This is a genomic window from Nocardia sp. NPDC051900 (assembly GCF_044452545.1).
GTDB classification, from domain to species: Bacteria; Actinomycetota; Actinomycetes; order Mycobacteriales; family Mycobacteriaceae; genus Nocardia; species Nocardia sichangensis.
In genome coordinates this window covers 35,119-53,146 of the sequence record NZ_JBITBU010000009.1, presented here as the reverse complement: position 1 = coordinate 53,146, position 18,028 = coordinate 35,119, and the positions used below count along the sequence as shown (strand labels likewise).

Annotated in this window: 18 protein-coding genes; 6 read left to right on the top strand and 12 right to left on the bottom strand. The window is 68.9% G+C overall.

The genetic code is table 11. The features are described 5' to 3' along the window. The first annotated feature begins 8 nt into the window (after positions 1–8). Positions 9–1,211, top strand: a complete 1,203-nt coding sequence (speD, locus tag ACIA5H_RS16880) for an adenosylmethionine decarboxylase (protein WP_397076728.1) — start codon at positions 9–11, stop codon at positions 1,209–1,211. Between the two features lie 106 nt (positions 1,212–1,317). On the opposite strand, the gene ACIA5H_RS16875 is transcribed toward speD, so the two are convergent. The 5 genes from ACIA5H_RS16875 to ACIA5H_RS16855 form a co-directional block, all read right to left on the bottom strand. After that, the gene (locus ACIA5H_RS16875; protein WP_355070321.1) at positions 1,318–1,524 is read right to left on the bottom strand and encodes a 4-oxalocrotonate tautomerase family protein; all 207 of its coding nucleotides are present in this window, start codon (positions 1,522–1,524) and stop codon (positions 1,318–1,320) included. 1 nt (position 1,525) lies between these two features. Beyond that, positions 1,526–2,260: an SDR family NAD(P)-dependent oxidoreductase gene (locus ACIA5H_RS16870; RefSeq protein ID WP_397076727.1), complete on the bottom strand. Its 735-nt coding sequence runs from the start codon at positions 2,258–2,260 to the stop codon at positions 1,526–1,528. A gap of 76 nt (positions 2,261–2,336) precedes the next feature. Beyond that, positions 2,337–2,927 carry a TetR family transcriptional regulator C-terminal domain-containing protein gene (locus ACIA5H_RS16865; RefSeq protein WP_379251196.1) on the bottom strand — a complete coding sequence of 197 codons (591 nt, stop codon included), beginning with the start codon at positions 2,925–2,927 and terminating at the stop codon, positions 2,337–2,339. A 53-nt stretch (positions 2,928–2,980) separates the two neighbouring features. Beyond that, complete coding sequence (locus tag ACIA5H_RS16860) at positions 2,981–3,475, bottom strand: gamma-glutamylcyclotransferase family protein (RefSeq protein ID WP_397076726.1); 495 nt, start codon at positions 3,473–3,475, stop codon at positions 2,981–2,983. Between the two features lie 54 nt (positions 3,476–3,529). Beyond that, positions 3,530–4,438: a hydrogen peroxide-inducible genes activator gene (locus ACIA5H_RS16855; RefSeq protein WP_379251200.1), complete on the bottom strand. Its 909-nt coding sequence runs from the start codon at positions 4,436–4,438 to the stop codon at positions 3,530–3,532. Positions 4,439–4,614: 176 nt separating this feature from the next. On the opposite strand from ACIA5H_RS16855, the gene ACIA5H_RS16850 reads away from it, so the two are divergent. The 3 genes from ACIA5H_RS16850 (at position 4,615) to ACIA5H_RS16840 (ending at position 6,625) form a co-directional block, all read left to right on the top strand. Continuing rightward, positions 4,615–5,202 (top strand): peroxiredoxin, encoded by a 588-nt coding sequence (locus tag ACIA5H_RS16850; RefSeq protein ID WP_397076725.1) that lies wholly within the window; start codon positions 4,615–4,617, stop codon positions 5,200–5,202. Between the two features lie 102 nt (positions 5,203–5,304). Further along, entirely contained in the window at positions 5,305–5,844 is a 540-nt protein-coding gene (locus ACIA5H_RS16845; protein ID WP_039799200.1) for a carboxymuconolactone decarboxylase family protein, read from the top strand. Positions 5,845–5,950: 106 nt separating this feature from the next. After that, positions 5,951–6,625, top strand: coding sequence for a PhzF family phenazine biosynthesis protein (locus ACIA5H_RS16840; protein ID WP_379251204.1), 675 nt, complete (start codon positions 5,951–5,953; stop codon positions 6,623–6,625). 6 nt (positions 6,626–6,631) lie between these two features. Here ACIA5H_RS16840 and ACIA5H_RS16835 read toward each other — a convergent pair whose 3' ends face one another. The 3 genes from ACIA5H_RS16835 to ACIA5H_RS16825 form a co-directional block, all read right to left on the bottom strand. After that, complete coding sequence (locus ACIA5H_RS16835) at positions 6,632–7,351, bottom strand: anti-sigma factor domain-containing protein (RefSeq protein ID WP_379251206.1); 720 nt, start codon at positions 7,349–7,351, stop codon at positions 6,632–6,634. Then, entirely contained in the window at positions 7,344–8,030 is a 687-nt protein-coding gene (gene sigK / locus ACIA5H_RS16830) for an ECF RNA polymerase sigma factor SigK (protein ID WP_397076724.1), read from the bottom strand. The genes ACIA5H_RS16835 and sigK overlap by 8 nt, the downstream gene beginning before the upstream one ends. 63 nt (positions 8,031–8,093) lie before the next feature. Beyond that, a complete protein-coding gene (locus ACIA5H_RS16825) occupies positions 8,094–8,768 on the bottom strand; it encodes a DUF5134 domain-containing protein (RefSeq protein ID WP_397076723.1) in 675 nt (224 codons plus the stop codon). Positions 8,769–9,229: 461 nt separating this feature from the next. Between ACIA5H_RS16825 and ACIA5H_RS16820 the strand changes: the two genes are divergently transcribed. Continuing rightward, the gene (locus ACIA5H_RS16820; RefSeq protein WP_356961540.1) at positions 9,230–9,733 is read left to right on the top strand and encodes a GNAT family N-acetyltransferase; all 504 of its coding nucleotides are present in this window, start codon (positions 9,230–9,232) and stop codon (positions 9,731–9,733) included. A gap of 2 nt (positions 9,734–9,735) precedes the next feature. Here the strand turns inward: ACIA5H_RS16820 and ACIA5H_RS16815 are convergent, their stop codons facing one another. Then, positions 9,736–10,965, bottom strand: coding sequence for an aspartate aminotransferase family protein (locus ACIA5H_RS16815; protein WP_397076722.1), 1,230 nt, complete (start codon positions 10,963–10,965; stop codon positions 9,736–9,738). Positions 10,966–11,182: 217 nt separating this feature from the next. On the opposite strand from ACIA5H_RS16815, the gene hrpA reads away from it, so the two are divergent. Further along, positions 11,183–15,283, top strand: a complete 4,101-nt coding sequence (gene hrpA, locus ACIA5H_RS16810; protein ID WP_397076721.1) for an ATP-dependent RNA helicase HrpA — start codon at positions 11,183–11,185, stop codon at positions 15,281–15,283. Position 15,284: 1 nt separating this feature from the next. Here the strand turns inward: hrpA and nrdR are convergent, their stop codons facing one another. The 3 genes from nrdR to ACIA5H_RS16795 form a co-directional block, all read right to left on the bottom strand. Then, positions 15,285–15,755, bottom strand: coding sequence for a transcriptional regulator NrdR (nrdR, locus tag ACIA5H_RS16805; RefSeq protein ID WP_355070293.1), 471 nt, complete (start codon positions 15,753–15,755; stop codon positions 15,285–15,287). 206 nt (positions 15,756–15,961) lie between these two features. Beyond that, positions 15,962–17,215 carry a hypothetical protein gene (locus tag ACIA5H_RS16800; RefSeq protein ID WP_397076720.1) on the bottom strand — a complete coding sequence of 418 codons (1,254 nt, stop codon included), beginning with the start codon at positions 17,213–17,215 and terminating at the stop codon, positions 15,962–15,964. A 124-nt stretch (positions 17,216–17,339) separates the two neighbouring features. Next, a complete protein-coding gene (locus ACIA5H_RS16795; RefSeq protein WP_397076719.1) occupies positions 17,340–17,807 on the bottom strand; it encodes a hypothetical protein in 468 nt (155 codons plus the stop codon). Positions 17,808–18,028 lie beyond the last annotated feature (221 nt).

Here is an 18,028-nt window from a genome sequence, read left to right as displayed (position 1 = left end):
GTTTGCCCATGACGGCGGAATTCACCGGTTGGCATGTGCTGGCCGAGTTCGGTGGTGTCGACGCAGCCCTCTGCGACGATCTCGAACGACTCGAATCGGCGTTGCGTGAGTCTCTGATCGCGGCGGGCGTCACCATCTGCGATGTCGTACACAAGAAGTTCGAACCGCAGGGGGTGACCGTCCTCGCGCTGTTGTCGGAGTCCCACGCCTCGATTCACACCTATCCGGAGTCCGGCGACATCTTCGTCGACGTCTTCACTTGCGGCAGCATCGGCGCGGGCGCGTCGAAGGCGGTCGAGCTACTGCGGGACGCGTTGGCGCCCAAGGATGTTCGGATGCAGGTCATCCGCAGGGGACACGGCAGTCAGCGGATCGAGGAGCCGGTGGGCGCGGGCCTGACCCGCATCTGGGACCTGCACGACGTGATCGTCGACACCCACACCCCGTTCCAGCACATGATCATCGCGCGGACCGAGCAGGGCATCAGCCTGTTCTCCGACGACGACCGCCAGTCCACCGAGTTCTCCCAGGTCACCTACCACGAGGCGATGATGGTCCCCGCCTTCGTGCTGGCCGAGAAGCTGGACAAGGTGCTGATCATCGGCTCCGGGGAAGGCGTCGCCAGCCAGATGTCGGTCGCCGCGGGCGCCACTCTGGTCGACCACGTCGACATCGACCAGCTCGAGGTCGAGCTGTGCGCCGAGCACCTGCCCTACGGCTACACCAGGGATGAACTGGCCGCCGCGGTCAAGGGTGAGGGGCCGATCAAGGTCCATTACGCCGATGGCTGGGATTTTCTGGCCGAGGCCGAGCGGGCGGGCACACGGTACGACGTCATCGTGATCGACCTGCCGGACGAGCGCGTCGACGACGCGCAGCACAACCGCCTCTACGAGGCGGAGTTCCTGTCCCGATGTCGTGCGCTGCTCGCGCCCGGCGGTGTGCTGTGCGCCCAAGCGGGCTGCGCGACGATGTGGCGCAACGAGACCCTGAAGCGGTCCTGGCAGCGTTTCCACGAGCAGTTCGGCACCGTGGTGCACTACGGCAGCGACGAACACGAGTGGTCGTTCCTGTTCGGCCTGGCCGAGGAGATCGACGACCCGGTCGGCGGTATGACCGATCGCCTGGCGCTGCTGCCCTACAAGCCCGAGACCATCGACGCCAGGGCGCTGGAGCGCGGCGCGATCGAACCGCACGCCCTGCGGGTCTAGGCAACGGCGCTCGAATGCGCCGGTTCCGGATCCGGAACCGGCGCATTCGGCGTTTCGTGTCCGATCAGAGCCGCGCCGGGTCGACGGGCGGCTGGTCCCGGTTGGTTCAGGAGCGCTGCTGCGCGCGCCACTGCTCGACGTCGACTCCGCCGACGCCCCAGTTCGACAGCGCGACCTCGTCGATCACGACATAGGTGCTCGCGGGCGATTTGCCGAGCACGTCCTGCAGCAGATCGGTGACACCCTTGATCAGCCGCGCCTTCTGCTCGCGGGTCACGCCTTCGTCGGTGACTTTGATGTTCACATAAGGCATTTCAGGCCGCCCTTCCAGAGATGAACCCGCCGTCGACGGGGAGGATGTGTCCGGTGGTGAAGGCCGCGTCGGCGAGATACAAGACCGCGGCGGTCGTTTCGGCGACTTCGCCGATGCGGTTCAACAGCGCGAGTCTGCCCGAAGCAGGCTCGTCGCCGTCGCCGAACAGCGGTGTGCGAATGATGCCGGGGGCGACAGCGTTGACCCGGATGCCCTCGGCGGCGAGTTCGGCGGCGAGGCTGGTGGTCAACGCGTGTATGCCGCCCTTGCTGACCAAAGCCGCGGTGGCGGGCAACCCGGCGAGGGCGTGATCGATCAGCACGGTGCCGATGTTCACGATGCTGCCGCCCCTGGCTTGCGTCAGGAACTGCCGCACCACGGCCTGCGTCGTGAAGTAGGTGCCTTTGAGGTTGCCGTTCAGATAGACGTCCAGGTCTTGCTCGGTCACCTCGACAAACGGCTTGGCTCCGAAGATGCCCGCGTTGTTGACCAGCACGTCCACGCCACCGAATCGCTCCACCGCGACGCGCACCAGGGTCGCCGCGGTCGTGGCGGCGCCGATATCGACCGGCACCGTAGCCACCCGCTCCGGCGCACCGATTTCGGCGGCCACCCGGGTCAGCTTTTCCGCGTCTCGGCCGTTGAGCACGACGTTGTCGCCGCGTTCCACGAACGCCCGTGCGATATCGCGACCGATTCCGCTCGAGGAACCGGTCACGATGACGGTCTTCACCATGGTGATCCTTCCTTATATACGACCGGTCGTCTCGGAACGGGTAGCCGAAGACGACGGACAGGCGCTGCCCCTGGAATCAGGGCAGGAAGTAATCGCCCAGCAGGCGATCGAGGCACTTGTGCAGCGGCGCGAGGGTGCGCTCCATCTTCATCCTGATGACCGCCCCTTCCCAGGATTCGAGCAGGAGATCGGCCAGTTCGACCGCCTCGATGTCGGCGCGGATCATGCCGAGGCGCTGCGCCTGCGCGAGTTGCTCGGCGACGCGATCGCGCCACGCGCGCCAAGCCACCGACAGCGATTCCCGCAACAACTCACTGCCTTCCAGCTCGCCCCCGAGATTCGCGATGAGGCACCCGCCGGTGAAATCCGCCGCGACGAAATCGTCCATCAGCCGTCCGAAGAACGCCCGCAAGCCGCTCACCGGGTCCGGCTCCGCGCCGAACGCCTCGGTCAGATTGCGCTGTACGCAGACCGAATGGTGCTCGATGATCGCGCGACCGAAGCTCTCCTTGCTGTCGAAGTAGTTGTAGAACGAGCCCTTCGGCACACCGACCTTGTCCAGGATCTGTTTGATCCCCGTGCCGTGGTAACCGTTGGTCAGAAACCCCGCGGCGCCCTCTTCGACGAGAAGACGCCGGGTGTCCTGGCTGCGTCGCGGTCGTGCCATGCGCTGAATATACGACCGGTCGTCTTGGAATTGCAACAGCTACACGCACGGCCTCACGCCGAGGGATCCGACCACCCGGGTCCGGCCGAGTCCGAGAAGCTCGCGGGGTCCTGCCGCCACCGCGCGGACCGGACGGCGAAACGCGCGAGATGCTCGGCGGCGAACCGGTCCCGTTCCCAGTCCGCCGAGTCCGCCGCCACCGTCCAGACGTAGGTCCACACCGGAGCGTTCCGGCCCTCGAGGCGCACTTGGCGCAGGTCGTACTCGTCGTCCTCGAACGCGTCGAGAATCCTCCACTCCGTCGCGCTGAGACCGGTCAGCACGGCGCCGCGGGCGCGCCCGTGCGCCGCGGCGACCAGCCCGGGATACAACCGCCGCGGCAGCGCGGCGGCGCGCCACCCGGCCAGCTCGGCCGGTTCGAGCGATGGCACTCGCCCGAGCAGCGTCGTCAACACCTCGGGGAATTGCAGGGTGCCGTAGACGAACAACGCATGGTCGGATCCGGACAGGCGGCCGAGCCGCCCCTCTCCCAGCGCCGCCGATGCCAACTCGCCTCTCCTCTCACCGGCCTCCACTGTGCCCGGCCGGCGCGTGCGACGCAGCTACATCGGCCGCTGAGCACGGACGATGGCGGCCAGGTATTCGTAATCGTCGGCGCGGGCGCTGGACGTGCGAAAAACCAGGCCGATGGTGCGGCCGGGTGCGGGAGCGGAGAAGTGCGCCACGTCCAACGTGCCGCGCGCGGTCTCCGCCGCGACCGCCATCTGCGGGATCAGCGTGACACCGAGCCCACCCGCCACGCACTGGACCACGGTGGACAGGGACGCGGCCCTGGTGTCGCCGACGGCGGCGGGATGCACATCGGCCGAGCGGCACGCCTCCAAGGTCTGATCGCGCAGGCAGTGCCCCTCGTCCAGCAGCAGCAGCGGCTGGGCGTCCAGCACCGACGCCGCCAGGTCGCCACGCCCGGCCAGTTCGTGGCCGCGCGGCGTGACCAGCACGAATTCCTCGGAGTACAGCGGAATCTCGACCAGGCCCGGCATCTCGGTGGGGACCGCGAGCAGCGCGACGTCCAGCACGCCGGTGCGCAGCCCGTCCAGCAGCCGGGCGGTCTGGTCCTCGATGATCTGCGGGCGCAGTTCGGGCAGCCGCTTGCGCAATTCCGGCAGCAACCCGGGCAGCACATAGGGGGCGACCGTCGGGATGATGCCCATCCGCAGCGTGCCGCCGAGCCCGTCACCGGTGGCCGACGCGACGAAACGGTCCGCGGCCTCCAGCGTCGCCATCGCCTTTGGCAGCAACCGCATCCCGGCGGCGGTGACCAGCACGCGCCGGGTGCTGCGTTCGATCAGCTGGAGCCCGAGCCCGTGTTCCAGGGCGGCGAGCGCCTGCGATAGCGTGGGCTGACTCACACCGAGACGGGCAGCCGCGGTGCCGAAATGGCGGTATTCCGCGATCGCCACGAACGCACGCAGCTGTGACAGGGTGGGCTGATAAGTCTGATCAGTCACCCCTATCAGTGTAGTGCGACTGATCACCTTTACCTTTTACCGCCCCTTGGGCAAGATCGCCCATGAGCTTTCACCCGCGGTGTGAGTGCTGAATTCGAGTCGGTGGACGGCTTTCACGGCAACGGTTCGGCAATACCGCAGAACACAGTTGGCAATCAAATGACGAGGAGACGAGCATGGCCCTGCTGACCATCGGCGACCAATTCCCGGCATACAACCTCACCGCGGTCATCGGCGGTGACCTGTCGAAGGTCGACGCTCAGCAGCCCGACGACTACTTCACCCGGATCACCAGCGACGACCACGCGGGCAAGTGGCGGATCGTCTTCTTCTGGCCGAAGGACTTCACCTTCGTGTGCCCGACGGAGATCGCCGCGTTCGGCAAGCTCAACGACGAATTCGAGGACCGGGACGCCGTGGTGCTCGGCGCGTCGGTGGACAACGAGTTCGTGCACTTCCAGTGGCGCGCTCAGCACGAGGACCTCAAGACCCTCCCCTTCCCCATGCTCTCGGACCTCAAGCGGGAACTGGCCGCGGCCACCGGTGTGCTCAACGCCGACGGCGTCGCCGACCGCGCCACCTTCATCGTCGACCCGAACAACGAGGTCCAGTTCGTCTCCGTGACCGCGGGTTCGGTCGGCCGCAACGTCGACGAGGTGCTGCGCGTGCTCGACGCCCTGCAGTCCGACGAGCTGTGCGCCTGCAACTGGAAGAAGGGCGACCCCACCATCGACGCGGGCGAACTCCTGTCCGCCAGCGTCTGAAAACCGCGGTCGCATCCGGACTTCCTGGTACGTCCCAACCCCACACCATCGAGAACCGACCTGGTCCCCGCACGGGATCGCTTCGAGTAGAGGAATCGCCGCATGAGCATTGAGAACCTGAAGAACTCCCTTCCCGAGTACGCCAAGGACCTCAAGCTCAATCTGTCATCCATCGCGCGCACCACGGTGCTGAACGAACAGCAGTTGTGGGGCACCCTGCTCGCGTCGGCGGCCGCCACCCGGTCGACGACCACGCTGCGCGAGATCGCCGAGGAAGCCGCCGACGTGCTGTCGGCGGAGGCGTACAACGCCGCGCTCGGCGCCGCCTCGATCATGGGCATGAACAACGTGTTCTACCGGGGCAAGGCGTTCCTCGGCGGTCGCTACGACGACTTGCGGGCGGGGCTGCGCATGCAGATCATCGGCACGCCGGGCGTCGACAAGGCCGACTTCGAGCTGTGGTCGTTCGCGGTCTCGTCGATCAACGGTTGCGCGCACTGCCTCGAGGCGCACGAGCACACGTTGCGCGAAGCGGGCGTATCTCGCGAGGTGATCTTCGAATCGCTGCGCGCCGCCGCGATCGTGGCCGGTGTCGGCCAGGCGGTGCAGTCGACCGAGGCCCTCACCGCGGCCGCGATCTGATTTCGCTGGGAAAGAGGCCCCTGTCCTGCGACGGGGGCCTCTTTCGCGTTCCATTGTGGTCTGCGTGACAGCTCGCGCCCGCGGCACCCGAGTAGGCTCGGCGAGCATGAGCACACAGGTCGATGTGGTGCGAGTGTTCACCGACGCCGCCGGACGCTTCGGCAACGAGTTGGGTATCGCACGGGCGGCCGACGTGGCCGCGGCCGATCGGCAGGCGCTGGCCGCCAAGGCCGGATACAGCGAGACCGTGGTCGTCGAGGAGCCGGTGGACGGCACCGCCGCGGTGCGGATCTACACCCCCACGATGGAACTTCCGTTCGCCGGGCACCCCTCGGTGGGGACTGCGTGGTGGTTCGCGTCGCAGGGCCTTCCGGTGCGGACACTGGACGTCCCCGCGGGCCCGGTGGCCGTGGAGCTCACCGAGGGATTGACTTGGATCACCGCTCGCGGCGAGTGGGCGCCCGCGTTCACCTTCCATCAACTGGAGGACGCCGAGGAGCTGGCCACCTTGCGGCCGGAGGAGTTCCCCGGCGGTCCGCACTACCTGTGGGCGTGGACCGACGAGCATCGCGCCGCCCTGCGATCGCGCATGTTCGCGCCGACCATGGGCATCACCGAGGACGAGGCGACCGGAGCCGCGGCCGTGGCGTTGACGGCGCTGCTGCGCAAGGGACTGGTCATCACCCAGGGCAAAGGCTCGCAATTGTTCACCCGGTGGGACTCCGACGGCTGGGTGCATCTGGGCGGCCGAGTCGCCGCGGACCAGCCGGTGGAGATCTGACGCCGCTCAGGGCAGGGTCACGCCCACGATCGGATCGCCGCTCGGTGCGTCCGAACCGCCGTCCGGTTCGACGCTCACCGCCAGCACTTCGCCGGACCGGAAACCGGTGACGAACGGCCGCTCGGTCGACGGCACGTCGCTCAGCAATCCCGCCGAGCGTGGTCGCCCGTCGGAACCGACCAGCCACACCTGATACACCCGGCCCAACGGCGGCGGAGCGACCCGATCGAAGACGACGACCGCGCGTCCGAGTTCGGGTGAGGCGTCGACGACGAGCAGCCCACCCCCGGCGAACGATCCGTTCACCGTCCGCATGTGCACCCGATCGGCGGCGGCCGGGTCCGAGTGGGAGCCGAGGAGCTGCGCGGTCACCACGCTGCCACCGATCACCAGGCACAAGACGGCCGCGATCGGCGCCACCCAGCGCAGCGAGCGCCGCCACGACGCGATCCGCGTGCTCGACCGCTCGGCGCGCTCGTCGGGCAGCGCGGCCAGGATGCGGCGTTCCAGCTCCGGCGGCGGCGCGAGCTCACCGAGCACGGCCAGCCGCCCCATGACGTCACGCACCTGCCACACGGTGTCGGAGAACGCTTGGCGCACCTCCGGGTCCGCGGCCGCCAGACGGGCATCGATGTGCCTGCGTTCGATATCGGCGACCGCGTCCAGCGCGCAGGGGTAGGCGAGGTCGATGAGGTCCGCCTCCGAGCGCGGCGAGGTGTCAACCATCGCTGCCTTCCCCGGACAAACATTGCTCCAATCGTTTCAGCCCGTCGCGGATGCGGGTCTTGATCGTGGGCAGCGGCACCGAGAGACGATCGGCGACCTCCCGGTAGGTCCACCCGCCGTAATAGGCCAGCACGATCGCTTCGCGCTGCGTGGGGGTCAACCTCCCCAGGCAGCCTGCCACCTGTTGCTCCTCGATGCGCTGGGTGACCGATTCGGCGACGACATCGTGGGCGCGCCCGAGCTGCCCGTGCGCGTAGACGAGGTCTCGGCTGGTGGCCGAACTCTCCGCGCGAACCCGGTCCACCGCCCGGCGATGGGCGAGCATCATGAGCCAGCCGACCGGACTGGCCAGCGTGGCATCGTAGCGATCGGCCATCGACCAGACCTGGAGGTAGACCTCCTGGGTCACCTCCTCCGCGGCGGCATGACTGCGCAGGACTCGCACCGCGAGCCCGAACACCCGCGGACTGGTCAGCTGATAGAACTCGGTGAACGCGCCGCGATCGCCCGCGCCTGCGGCGGCGAGCAGCGCCGCGAGCTCACGGCTCGCGCTGGTCGCCCGTGCTCGGTCGTAACCGGTGGGCAGCGAGCACGCGAGCGCCGGGTCATCGGTTTCCTCGCGCGCACGCGCCGGACCGCCGGAGCGATGGGGTGAAGCAGAACCGTGTTCGTTGCTCATGGCCGAATCCCGTGCCTGCATGCACAGGGGTTCGGTATGCGCGGGAAACCGGATTGGTCACGGTCACCGAATGATCACGGCCGCGAGCATGTATGCGGTGCCCGCGTCCATCACCACATGCGGCACCGCCGCCCACGGTTTCGCGGGACCGGTGAGGGCGGCGACGCAGCCGCCGGAACGCACCAGCAGCCCCAGCGGCCCCGGCACGTGCGCCCGGGTCCGGCCGGTACAGGCGGTGAAGGTCACCAGAAGCGCGTCGAGCAGGAACAGGACGGCGAGAACGAGCGCCGGTCCGGTGGACGGACCGCCCACATGGCCGGAACCCGTATGGCCGGACATCGCGTAGAGCATCGCCGCGGCGGCGACGATGTGGTAGCCGAGCGGTACCAGCCGGTCGATCGGCAATGGCCGCCCCTGGGTGGCGTACTCCACGGCACGGATCGTCAGCAACCCGGCGAACACCACGGCCATCGCCGTCAGTACGCCGCGCACCGCATGCGGGCTCGCGCCCGAGGGAAACGCCAGCATGCCGAGCATCACCAGGCACATCACCAGGTGGGCCGCATCGGATTCGGAGTGCCCGGCCGAGGCGTCCGACGGTGGCTGCGTCTGCGCGACCGACCCGGTCGACGACGCCGCGGCCGCCGCCACCCGCGACAGCACGATCCCCGCGGCGATCACGAACGCCGCCAACATCATCCACCGCAACACGGCATACTCCTGCACGAACTGCGCCACACCCCACCACCTCTCAGCACGGCGACCACGGTCGTCGCCCTTCCATGCTCGCATCCCGGAGCGCTCGGGGTGTCATTTTCAAATCGCGCACATCATGTATGACGCTGAGGGAAGCCACACCCCGGCATTTCGATCGCCTGCCCTCATGGCCGAGTTCCGGTGTGCGCGCCGCATCGCGGATTCGGTCGAACGACAGTGGTTTCGATCTACCCTGAAGACAGCGCTGACAGGTGCTTCTTCGATGCTGTTGAAGGCTGCTGTCGGACAGATACTTACGTTCTGAGCGCGGCCTGCCGTCCCGGCGACGACTTCGCGGCGCGCTCCGCCGTGTCGCGGAGGTCGGCTCCGCGCGGCGCTCTTCGATCCGAGGCCGCCCGGGGAACGCTCGGGCGCGGCCTCGGCGAGGTGCCGAGTCAGCGGCGGGATGCGGGTGGAACCGAGCGACCCGCCATGATGGAGCCATGTCCCACCAGGCCGGCAAACACGTCACCGAAATCGAGCGCGACGGTCTGCGCATCGTCGTCGACGACCTCACCGGCCCGGAGGTCGCGGCACTGCTCACCGAGCACCTTGCCGAGATGGCCGCGCACTCGCCCGCGGAGAGCATGCACGCGCTGGACCTGGCGGCGCTGCGTCATCCGGACGTCACGTTCTGGACCGCATGGGACGGTGCGGCCCTCGCCGGATGCGCCGCGGTGAAGCGCCTCGACGACGACCACGCCGAGATCAAATCCATGCGCACCGCCGCGACGCACCAACGCCGCGGTATCGCGACGACCCTGCTGCGTCATCTGCTCGCCGAGGCCACCGCGCGCGGCTACCGCCGCCTCAGCCTCGAGACGGGTGCGCATGATTTCTTCCGGCCCGCACGACGGCTCTACGCCGCCCACGGCTTCGCCCACTGCCCGCCGTTCGGTGACTACCGCCCTGATCCACATAGCGTCTTCATGAGCCGTGACCTCTGACGTCAAGCATCGTTCAACGCGCGGGTGAATCCCTCGACGAGCTCGGCGACCTGGTCGTCGGTCATGACGAAGGCCGGGGAGACCTGCATGGCTCCTTGGCCCGCGGCGCGACCGGAGATGCCGTGCGCACGCAACGTCTTGACCAGTCGCGGCCCTTCGTCCGGATCGGCGAGCTGGATGGCCGCGACGGCGCCGAATCCGCTGCGCACCTCGGCGACCCTGGGGTGTTCGGCGAGCACCGACAGCTGATCGTGCAGGCTGGATTCCAGGCGCAAAGCGGCCGCGAGCAGGTCTTCCCGCTCGACGATGTCGAGATTCGCCAACGCGGCGGCCGCCGCGCCCGCGTGGCCGCCGTAGGTGTAGCCGTGCCGCCACCAGACGCCGCCCGCGAAGAACGGCTCCGCCACGCGCGGTGCGGCGAATACCGCGCCCATCGGGAGATATCCGGAGGTCAGCCCCTTCGCGGTGGTCATCAGATCGGGTTCGAGCGCGAGCCGGGACGAGGCGAACCACGCTCCGCCGATGCGGCCGAAACCGGTGACCACCTCGTCGGCGACGAACAGGATGTCGTGGTCACGGCAGATCCGGCGCACCTCGGCGAGGTAACCCGCCGGTGGCGGATACACACCGCCCGCGCCGATGACGGGTTCGCAGAAGAACGCGGCGATCCGCTCGGCGCCGACTTCCTCGATGAGGGCGAGCAGTGCCTTCGCGTCGTCCCATTCCACGGTGCGCGCCGCGGGCATCAGCTCGCCATAGCCTTCGCGGTTTCCCGGGAGGCCACCGAGCGCGGTGCCACCCACGTGCATGCCGTGATAGGCCATCCGCCGCCCGACCATGATCGTCTTGCCCGGCTGCCCTAGTTCGTGCCAGTAGCGGCGGGCGAGCTTGGCCGCGGTGTCGACGGAGTCGGAGCCGCCCGAGGTGAAGAAGATCTTGCTGCCGGGAACCGGCGCGAGCCCGGCGAGCCGCTCGGCGAGTTCCTGGGTGGCGGGCTCGGTGATGTCGCCGAAATTCGAGTAGTGCGCGATCGTGCGCAGCTGCGCGGCCACCGCGTCGGCGATCTCGCCGCGCCCGTGGCCCACGTTGGCGAACCACAGGCCCGCGGTGGCGTCCAGGTAGCGGTTGCCCGCCCGGTCGAAGACGTAGGCGCCCTCCCCGCGGGCGACCACGAACGCTCCGTCCCGCTCGACGGCGCCCATGTCGGCGAAGCCATGCCATAGCGCGTTCATGTCTTCCACCTTTACCGGTTCCCCGGCCGCGGTCCATACCTCCGAACGCCGCGACCGCTCCGCGAACCGGACACAAACACCGCGCGCATCGGCACTGAACAGCGCATATCCGGGCGGGACACCGCACCGGTCGCGCACCGCTGGCTTACTCTCGGCTACCGGACGCACCGCCTGGTGGAAAAATCCGCTGGCGGATTTCGCTAGGCTGGTCGATGCAATGACCAGGACAGCCGCCACCGATCTCCGCGACCTTCGCACCCGCCTGGCGAATCTCTCCCTTCGCGACGAACACCGGTTGCGGCGCAGGCTCGACAAAGCGCGCGGCGGCGACCTGGGCGAGGTGGAGACCGAGATCACAGCGGCCGAACTGCGCGTCGAAGCGCGGCGCGCCGCGGTGCCGGAGATCCGCTACCCGGAGCAGCTACCGGTCACCGCCCGCCGCGAGGACATCGCCGCTGCCATCGCCGAGCACCAGGTGGTCATCGTCGCGGGCGAGACCGGCTCCGGCAAGACCACCCAGATCCCGAAGATCTGCCTCGAACTCGGCCGCGGCATCCGCGGCACCATCGGGCACACCCAGCCCCGCAGGCTCGCCGCGCGCACCGTGGCCGAGCGCATCGCCGAGGAGCTGGGTACCGAACTCGGCGACGTGGTCGGCTACACGGTGCGGTTCACCGACCACGCCTCCGAACACACTCTGGTCAAGTTGATGACCGACGGCATCCTGCTCGCGGAGATCCAGCGCGACCGGCTGCTGCGCCGCTACGACACGATCATCATCGATGAGGCACACGAACGCAGTCTCAACATCGACTTCCTGCTCGGCTACCTCAAACAGCTGCTGCCCCGCAGGCCCGACCTCAAGGTGATCATCACCTCGGCGACCATCGATCCCGAGCTGTTCGCCCGGCATTTCGCGGACGAACAGGGCACGCCGGCACCGATCGTCGAGGTCTCCGGGCGCTCGTACCCGGTGGAGATCCGCTACCGGCCGCTCGCGCTGGAGCTGCCGAGCGCCGCCGAGGACGAAGACGACGAAGATACCCGCATCGTCGACCGAGACCCGGTGGACGCCATCGGTGACGCGGTGACCGAACTGTTCGCCGCGGGCGACGGCGACGTGCTGGTGTTCCTTTCCGGCGAACGCGAGATCCGCGACACCGCGGACGCGCTGCGCGATCTGAAGCTGCCGCGCACCGAGATCCTTCCGCTGTACGCCCGGCTGTCCACCGCCGAGCAGCACCGCGTGTTCGCCCCGCACACCGGGCGCCGGGTGGTGCTCGCGACGAACGTCGCGGAGACCTCGCTCACGGTGCCAGGGATCCGGTACGTCGTCGACCCGGGCACCGCGCGGATCTCGCGCTATTCCATGCGGACCAAAGTGCAACGGCTGCCGATCGAACCGGTGTCCCAGGCATCGGCGCGGCAGCGATCCGGGCGTTGCGGTCGCGTCGCCGACGGCATCTGCATCCGCCTGTATTCGGAGGACGACTTCGAATCCCGGCCCACCTTCACCGATCCGGAGATCCTGCGCACCAACCTCGCCGCGGTGATCCTGCAGATGACCGCGCTCGGACTCGGTGACATCGAGAACTTCCCGTTCGTGGAGGCGCCGGACCGCCGCGCCATCCGCGACGGCGTCGCCCTGCTCGAGGAGCTCGGCGCACTCGCGCGGCGAGACGGCGGGGCCAGGGCGAGTGGCGACGACGCCGCACTGTCGCTGACGCCGATCGGCCGTGAGATGGCCCAGCTCCCCGTCGATCCCCGGATGGCGCGGATGCTGGTGGAGGCGCAGCGCACCGGGTGCCTGGCCGACGTGCTGGTCATCGTCGCGGCGCTGTCGATCCAGGACGTCCGCGAGCGGCCCGCCGATCAGCAGCAGGCCGCCGACACCAAGCACGCGCGGTTCACCGTCGACGGCTCCGATTTCCTGGCCTACCTGCGCCTGTGGGAATACCTCGGCGGACAGCGCAAGTCGTTGTCGTCCAATCAGTTCCGCCGTCTGTGCCGGGAGGAGTTCCTGCACTACCTGCGGATCCGGGAGTGGCAGGATCTCCACGGGCAGCTGCGCACGATCACCAGGGGCCTCGGCTGGTCGACGCGCGCGGAGAACGCGGAGGACGGCGCGAAACCGGACCGAGCCGAAGCGGCGGCACCGGATCGCAAGTCCGGCAACAGGTCACGCAGAGGTCGCGGTGGCGACGGACGCGCAGGCTCCGAACGTGGCAAATCCGCCGCCGCGGCCGTCGTGGACGACGGACTCCCCTGGGATGCCACCGCCATCCATCAGGCGCTGCTGGCGGGCATGCTGTCGCACATCGGCGTCCGCGAGGCGGAAACCCGGGAGTTCCTCGGCGCCCGCAACGCCAAGTTCATGATCTTCCCCGGTTCCTCGCTGGCCAAGAAGCCGCCCCGCTGGGTGATGGCCGCCGAACTGGTCGAGACCTCACGGCTGTGGGGGCGGATGGCCGCGAAGATCGAGCCCGAATGGGCCGAGCGGCTGGCGGGCGACCTCGTCAAGCGCACCTACTCCGAACCACACTGGTCGGCCAAGCGAGGCGCGGCGCGCGCCTACGAACGGGTGACGCTGTACGGCATCCCCCTGGTCACCGGCAGGCCCGTGGATTACGGCCGCATCGACCCGGAGCTGTCACGCGAGTTGTTCATCCGCCATGCCCTGGTGCAGGGCGAGTGGCAGACCCGGCACGAGTTCTTCCACCGCAATCGCGCGCTGCTGGACGATGTCGCCGACCTGGAGCACCGCGCCCGCCGCCGCGACATCCTGGTCGACGACGAGGTGCTGTTCGAGTTCTACGACAAGCGCCTGCCCGCCGACATCGTCTCGGTGCGGCACTTCGACAGCTGGTGGCGCGCCGCACGCCGGGAAGACCCGGCGCAGCTGGACTTCTCCACCTCCACCGTGGTCAACGAGGGCGCGGCCGCGCTGGACCCGGCGGCGTTCCCCGACTCCTGGCGGCAGGGCGAACTCAGTTTCCCGCTCTCCTACCAGTTCGAACCGGGCAACGAGGACGACGGCGTCACCGTGCGTATACCGGTGGAACAGCTCGCCCACGTTCGCGCCGTCGGTTTCGACTGGCTGGTGCCGGGCATGCGCGACGAACTGGCCGCCGCTCTGATCAAGACATTGCCGAAGGCCTTGCGGCGCAGTGTTGTTCCCGCCCCCGATTTCGCGACCGCCGCCTTGGCGGCGCTCACCCCGCGTGCGGAGCCGCTGCGCGCGGGGCTGGCGCGCGAGCTCTCCCGGCTGGGTTCGGTGCCGATCGCCCCCACCGACTTCGACATCGCCGCGCTGCCCGACCACCTGCGCATGACCTTCGCGGCCGTCGGCGGCGACGGGGCTACGCTCGCGCGCGGCAAGAGCCTCGCCGCACTGAAAACGCAGCTGGCCGAACAGGTCTCCGCCTCGGTCGCCCGGGCCACCGCGGGCGCGGAACGCCCTCCGGCCACGGTGTGGACCTCCGAATCGCTGGGCACCATCGCGCCGACGGTGCGGCGCGAGGTGGCGGGCCAGACCGTCACCGGATATCCCGCGCTCGTCACCGAAGGGGACGGTGTGGCGCTCCGGGTTCTCAGCTCCCCCGCGGAGCAGGCCGCCGCCATGCGCCTCGGCACCAGAGCGCTGCTGCTGCACGCACTGCCCACGTCGGTCCGCTCCGCCACCGCGGGCCTGTCGCCCGCGGACCGCCTCGCCCTGAGTCAGAATCCGTACGGCTCGCTGGAGGCGCTGCTCGAGGACTGCCGCGCGGCCGCCGCCGACGAATTGCTCGCGGCCGCGGGCGGGCCGGTGCACGACCCGGCCGAGTTCGACGGGCTCGTCGCCCGGATCCGGCCCGACTTCGCCGCTACCGTCGCTCGTTTCGTGCGCCTGGTCGTGCCGATCCTCGCCGGCGCACACCAGGTCTCCGCGGCGCTGGAGCGAACGAGCGAGCGCGACATCGCCGATGACGTCCGTCATCAGCTCGACAACCTGGTGTTCCGCGGCTTCGTCTCCGAGACGGGCGCGACGAGACTGCGTGAGCTGCCCCGTTATCTCCAGGCCGCGGTGGCGCGACTGGAGGCGCTGCCCGGCTCCGCCGTTCGCGATCGGCAGGGCATGGCCGAACTCGATCGGGCGCTGGCCGCCTACGACCGCCTGGTCGCGTCGCTACCGGAGAACCGCAAGCATGCGCCCGCGGTCACCGAAATCTGGTGGATGATCGAGGAATTCCGGGTCAGTCTGTTCGCGCAGAAGCTCGGCACCCCGTTTCCGGTGTCGGCCAAGCGAATCGAGAAGGCGATCGCCGCTGTGCGGCGCTGAGTCAGTCGGCGGCCGACAACGCTTCCGCACGCGCCCGGCGCATCTCCCTGATCTCGCGTTCGAAGTCGTCGGCCGAGGTGAACGATCGGTAGACCGACGCGAAGCGCAGGTAGGCCACCTCGTCCAGATCCCGTAGCGGGCCGAGAATGGCCAAGCCCACCTCGTGACTCGGCACCTCGGGAGAACCCTTCGCCCGCACCGCGTCTTCCACCTGCTGGGCGAGCAGGTTCAGCGCGTCGTCGTCGACCTCACGGCCTTGGCAGGCCCGGCGCACACCCCGGATGACCTTCTCACGGCTGAACGGCTCGGTGACGCCGCTACGCTTGACCACCGACAGGATGGCCGTCTCCACCGTGGTGAACCGCCGCCCACATTGCGGGCAGGCGCGACGGCGACGGATGGCCGCGCCTTCGTCGGCCTCGCGCGAATCCACCACCCGAGAGTCGGGGTGTCGGCAGTACGGGCAATGCATCCGAGAAATCCTTCGTCGATGCGCGTGCTCGCGTCCGGACCGGGCACCGATCGCGGCGATCGGTCCGGCGAGCCCGTGTACAGAGGTCTATACCCCGGCACCAGGTATTCCTCGTGCGACACGCGGAATACCTGCATAACACTTCGAGGATACCCGTCCGAGTTTCCGGTTTGTCGCACTCACCCCGGCTATCGGACGCTGCTCGGTCATCCGGAGATCTGCCAGTGCGCGGTCAGGTCCGCGATCAGCTCCGGTAAGCGTGCGGCCACGCGACCGCGCGCCAGCTTGTTCCAGAACGCCTCGCCGAGGACGGCGCCGGCCGACACGGGATCGGTCTCCATATCGATGTGGCGGGGCACCAGGTCACCGGTGATGTAGTTCCATCGGGTGTCGCGGTCGGCCCAGTTGAAGCCGGGCAACGGGACGCGCAGCGCGAGGCCGCGGCCTCCGACTTCGGCGCTCACCACCGTCGGGGCGAACACGCCTGGCGCGCGAACGCCCGGGACAGCGGGTTTACCCGCGATGGTGCTGACATAGGTGAGCACGCGGCCGATCGGCGCGCGACCCGCCGATGTCTCGTCCCACTGGTCGGCCACGACGTGGTTCTGCTCCCGATCGGTCATCCGGACCAGCGCGTCGATGTAGCCGTCCCGGGTGCCCGAGGCGATCGACCGCCAAGCGGCGTGGATGTCGTCGTCCAGCACACCGGCCGCGTACATCTCGTCGATTCCGCGCATGCCGAGCGCGACGTAGGCCTCGTGCATCGGCACCAGATCCGTGAAGATGTGCTTCTGCATGATCATCAGGCGTGTCTGGTACCAGGCGACGTCCGCCGCGGTCAGCCGAGAACCCTCGGTAGCGAGCAGCCGGATGTCCTCCGGCAGCGCAGCCGCCAGTTCCGGTGGAGTGGCGCGCAGGAGATCGGCGACCGTGTCGCCGAGCCGATGGATGCCGGGCAGGTCCAGGACGAAACCCGCGTCGCTCATGTCGAAGAATCCGGAGGCGAACGATCCGCCCGCGATTCCGGCGAGTCCCGCCCAGTAGAACCCCGGGTGCTGGGTGGCCAGCCGCAGGTAGTTGACGTACACCTGGTTGAACGTGCGTTCGTTCGCGCGCGGGCCCCGACCGGGATCCCAGGCCGCCAAGTCGATGTCGGCGTTGCGGGTGGCGACCACCAGCCAGTACTGGTGCAGCAGCGTCGCGTATCTGCGCGGCGGCACTCCGTCGGCCCGTGCCTGCCGCAACGCCTCCGCTAGGTCGAATTCGCTCAGCGGGAGAAGCGGATCGAGTCCACCCGGCCCCGCACCGTCGCCATTGACGGACGGGAGATCGAGATACGCCGCGTAGGCGGGCTCCGCCCTGGCGATGGCTGCCGCGCCGAGCCCGAAGACCAGGCAGAGGGACAAGGCGGCAACGCGGGTGAAGACGCGAACCGAGCGCCCTGCGGTAAGGAGTGTCATGTGCTGAGAAGTCCCGACATCGTTCGGGCGGCGTCGCCCGGATCACGTTTTCAGCACGGTAGCAACACGTTCTAGTTTTCGATCGACAATTCCGGCCGCCCCGGGTGGCCGATTTCCCTTGTGCTCAGCGCGAATTGCCGTCCATCGGCACGCTCGGGCCATCCACCACGGCCGGCACCGACCGGCCGGACCCACCGCCCCACTCACCCGCGCGCACATGCGACAACGCGATCAAGCCCACCACCGTCGAAGCGGTGAGCAGGGCGGCGACGGCGAGGGCGGCGAACCCGATCTGCGCCTGCTCGACCCGGCGCATGGGATGTTCGCCACGAGGACGACGCCGCGCGAAAGTGCTTACGCCCCGGTCATAAGCGAGCATGCCCGCACCGGGACGCGCGCCGGGCGGGCGCCGATCGACCGCGGATCGATGCGCGGGCGTCAGCGTGCGCGGGCGCGCGCCGCCGGACAGCAGCCGCCGAGCAGTCTCGTACCCGAGATCATCCTGCGCCGGTGCCGGATCGGCGACGCGGCGCTCGGCTTCGGCCTCCGCCGCAGCGATTGAAGGGGTGACATGGCTGATCGCAGTGCTCATCGGACAAACCTCCGTAGTGGGTGCTCCGTTGCCGGTCGAGCCGTTCGAACACACGTTCCGCGCTCATTCGCTCACATGTTCGAAGAACTGGTGTTCGATTTCTACCACGCCGCGACGACAAAGTCAGCAGGAACACCCGACATGCGTCGAACAGATGTTTGATCCAGCGGCGCTACCGGACTAGATTCGAAGGACCGAAGACACGACAGGCCGAGAAGACA

What these genes read in the sequence shown, in the direction of transcription:
- speD (WP_397076728.1), top strand. Translation starts at nt 9, where the DNA reads ATGACGGCGGAATTCACCGGTTGGCATGTGCTGGCCGAGTTCGGTGGT.
- ACIA5H_RS16875 (WP_355070321.1), bottom strand. Translation starts at nt 1,524, where the DNA reads ATGCCTTATGTGAACATCAAAGTCACCGACGAAGGCGTGACCCGCGAG.
- ACIA5H_RS16870 (WP_397076727.1), bottom strand. Translation starts at nt 2,260, where the DNA reads ATGGTGAAGACCGTCATCGTGACCGGTTCCTCGAGCGGAATCGGTCGC.
- ACIA5H_RS16865 (WP_379251196.1), bottom strand. Translation starts at nt 2,927, where the DNA reads ATGGCACGACCGCGACGCAGCCAGGACACCCGGCGTCTTCTCGTCGAA.
- ACIA5H_RS16850 (WP_397076725.1), top strand. Translation starts at nt 4,615, where the DNA reads ATGGCCCTGCTGACCATCGGCGACCAATTCCCGGCATACAACCTCACC.
- ACIA5H_RS16845 (WP_039799200.1), top strand. Translation starts at nt 5,305, where the DNA reads ATGAGCATTGAGAACCTGAAGAACTCCCTTCCCGAGTACGCCAAGGAC.
- ACIA5H_RS16840 (WP_379251204.1), top strand. Translation starts at nt 5,951, where the DNA reads ATGAGCACACAGGTCGATGTGGTGCGAGTGTTCACCGACGCCGCCGGA.
- ACIA5H_RS16835 (WP_379251206.1), bottom strand. Translation starts at nt 7,351, where the DNA reads ATGGTTGACACCTCGCCGCGCTCGGAGGCGGACCTCATCGACCTCGCC.
- sigK (WP_397076724.1), bottom strand. Translation starts at nt 8,030, where the DNA reads ATGAGCAACGAACACGGTTCTGCTTCACCCCATCGCTCCGGCGGTCCG.
- ACIA5H_RS16820 (WP_356961540.1), top strand. Translation starts at nt 9,230, where the DNA reads ATGTCCCACCAGGCCGGCAAACACGTCACCGAAATCGAGCGCGACGGT.
- ACIA5H_RS16815 (WP_397076722.1), bottom strand. Translation starts at nt 10,965, where the DNA reads ATGAACGCGCTATGGCATGGCTTCGCCGACATGGGCGCCGTCGAGCGG.
- hrpA (WP_397076721.1), top strand. Translation starts at nt 11,183, where the DNA reads ATGACCAGGACAGCCGCCACCGATCTCCGCGACCTTCGCACCCGCCTG.
- nrdR (WP_355070293.1), bottom strand. Translation starts at nt 15,755, where the DNA reads ATGCATTGCCCGTACTGCCGACACCCCGACTCTCGGGTGGTGGATTCG.
- ACIA5H_RS16800 (WP_397076720.1), bottom strand. Translation starts at nt 17,215, where the DNA reads ATGACACTCCTTACCGCAGGGCGCTCGGTTCGCGTCTTCACCCGCGTT.
- ACIA5H_RS16795 (WP_397076719.1), bottom strand. Translation starts at nt 17,807, where the DNA reads ATGAGCACTGCGATCAGCCATGTCACCCCTTCAATCGCTGCGGCGGAG.